Genomic DNA, 2,679 nt, shown 5'->3' with positions numbered 1-2,679 from the left:
CGGCTGCGGCGGTTCCCGGGTGACGGCGGCGGGCGCTGCCGGCGCCGGACCGGCGCCGAGCAGTTCGTCGAAATCGAAACCGAAGCCGCTGCCGGCGGCAGTGCCGGCCGGCTTGCCGGCAGCGGCCGGCGCGGCGTTCTCGCCGAACAGCGCGTCCAGCGCGCCGGACAGGCCGGCTTCGCCGGAGAACATGGCCGTCGCCGCGGCGTCGGGCGCGAACGTCGCGCTCGGCGCCGCCTGCTGCGGCACGTCGGGAATGCCGCGCGCGATCTTCTGCGTCGGTGACGGCGGCGCCTCGACGCCGGCCGGCCGCGGCGGGTCGGCGACTTCGGGGCGGCCCATGATCTTGGCGGCCAGGTGGCGCGACCAGCGCGCCTGCTCCCAGCCCGACAGTCCGGACGACACCTGCGCGTCATTGAAGACGACGTTGTAGCGCTCGTCGTCGAGCAGGTCGTAGACCTCGTCGAGATGCGCCTCGATGTCCGGATCGAGATTGACGATGACCACGTGCGCGCCGGAGCCCTCGAGCGCGTCGCGGTCCATTTGCGCGGTCAGCGCCTCATAGACGACGGCGGCGCCGAGATCCTTGAGCGCTTCCTTCAGATGGCCTTCGAGCTGGCTGGTCTGGTAGAGCAGCGCGACGCTGACGGGCTCGTCGTGAACGGATGGATTAGGCACGGCTCAACCTCAAGGTTTCCTGCACGTTGCGGAGCAGATCGACTTCCTGGTACGGCTTGCCGAGATAGCGCTCGACGCCGATTTCCAGCGCGCGCTGGCGGTGCTTCTCGCCGGTGCGCGAGGTGATCATGATGATCGGCACGAGCTTCAGGCGCGGATCGTTCTTCATGTACGTCGCGAGCTCGTAGCCGTCCATGCGCGGCATCTCGATGTCGAGCAGCATGAGGTCGGGGACCTTGTCCTGCAGCTTCTCGACCGCGTCGAGGCCGTCCTTCGCGGTGATCACGTCCATGTCGTTGCGTTCGAGCACGCGCGTGGTGACCTTGCGCATCGTGATCGAGTCGTCGACGACCATGACCAGCGGCTGGCGGCGTTCCTCGACCGGCGGCGCGACGGGCTGCGGCGCGAACGTCGCGATGTCGACGCCGGCCTCGACGCTGGCCGCGCGCAGCGCGACGTAGCGGCGCACGAGCGGCGCGAGGTCGAGAATCATGACGACCGAGCCGTCGCCCATGATGGTCGCGCCGAAGATGCCGGCGACCGAGCTGATCTGCGGACCGACCGACTTGACGACGACTTCGCGCGAACCGACCACGCCGTCGATGCGCACGGCGGCGCGCTGGTCGCCGGTACGCGTCATCAGCAGCGGCACCTGCGCTTCGTCGGTCAGGCGCGGCGCCGGCACGTTGAGCAGCTGGGCCAGCTCGTAGATGTGGAATTCCTCGCCCGCGTAGGCGTAGACCGGATTGGGCGTGGCCAGGCGCCGCTCGAGATCCTCGCGGCCGATGCGCACGACGCCCTGCACCGAGGACATCGGAATCGCGTAGGTGGCCTCGCCGAGGCGCACGAGAATCGCCTGCGTGACGGCCAGGGTGAACGGCAGGCGGATCGTGAACACCGAGCCCTTGCCGCGTTCGGAGTCGATCGTCAGGCCGCCGCCGAGCTGCTTGATCTCGTTGTGCACCACGTCCATGCCGACGCCGCGGCCGGCGAGCTGTGTGACCTGCTCGGCCGTGGAGAAGCCGGTTTCGAGAATGAACGCGTAGAGGTCGCGGTCGGACAGCTGCGCATCGGCGTTGAGCAGGCCGCGCTCGATGGCCTTGCGCCGGATCGCGTCGCGGTCCATGCCGCGGCCGTCGTCGGACACGCGCAGCACGACTTCGGTCGCCTCACGGCTGACCTGGATCGTGACCGTGCCTTCGGGGTTCTTGCCGACCTTCGCGCGGTCGTCGGGCGACTCGATGCCGTGGGCCAGCGCGTTGCGCAGCATGTGCTCGAACGGCGCCTTCATGCGCTCGAGCAGGTTGCGGTCCATTTCGCCCTGCGCGCCTTCGACCTTGAGCTGGGCGCGCTTGCCGATTTCCTGGGCCGACTGGCGCACGGTGCGGCGCAGGCTCGGCACGAGCGAGTCGAACGGCACCATGCGCGTGCGCATGAGGCCTTCCTGCAGGTCCGAGCTCACGCGCGACTGCTGCAGCAGCAGCGTTTCCGACTGGCGCGTCAGGTCGTCGAGCAGGTTCTGAATCGACACCAGGTCCGAGACCGACTCGCCGAGCGCGCGCGACAGCTGCTGCAGCTGCGAGAAGCGGTCGAGTTCCAGCGGGTCGAACACGGTCTCGCCGGGTTCGTGATGCTCGCGCTGGTAGCGCGCGATGATCTGCGCTTCGGTTTCCATTTCGAGCTTGCGCAACTGTTCGCGCAGACGCGAGACGGTCTGTTCGAATTCGACGAGGTTGAAGCGGAACGTCGTGACCTGCTGTTCCAGGCGCGAGCGGTAGATCGAGACTTCGCCGGCGTAGTTGACGAGCGAGTCGAGCAGGTCCGAACGCACGCGGATCATTTCCTGCGCCGGACGCGGCTCGTCGTCCTCGACCGGCGGCAGCGCGGCCGGACGGTTCGGCGCCGAGCCAAGCTTCACGCGATGGAACGCCGCCAGCGCGCTGCCGTGCTCTTCCATCTGCTCGGCGCTGAAAAGTTCGGCCCGCAGCGGCGGTTCGATGC

The 2,679-nt window shown here is 68.8% G+C and carries 1 protein-coding gene and 1 pseudogene; both read right to left on the bottom strand.

Annotation, left to right across the window (positions count from 1 at the left end):
• Positions 1-678 (bottom strand): annotated as a pseudogene (locus NON22_RS22860) (hypothetical protein); the annotation flags it as partial.
• A partial coding sequence (locus tag NON22_RS22855) for a hybrid sensor histidine kinase/response regulator (RefSeq protein WP_257389293.1) occupies positions 671-2,679 on the bottom strand: 2,009 nt, incomplete at its 5' end. The gene NON22_RS22855 and the pseudogene NON22_RS22860, both read right to left, overlap by 8 nt.

Origin of the sequence: Tahibacter caeni (genome assembly GCF_024609805.1) — a bacterium.
Taxonomy (GTDB): domain Bacteria; phylum Pseudomonadota; class Gammaproteobacteria; order Xanthomonadales; family Rhodanobacteraceae; genus Tahibacter; species Tahibacter caeni.
The sequence above is the reverse complement of the archived record's forward strand: the minus strand, read 5'-3'. Positions and strand labels throughout refer to the sequence as shown.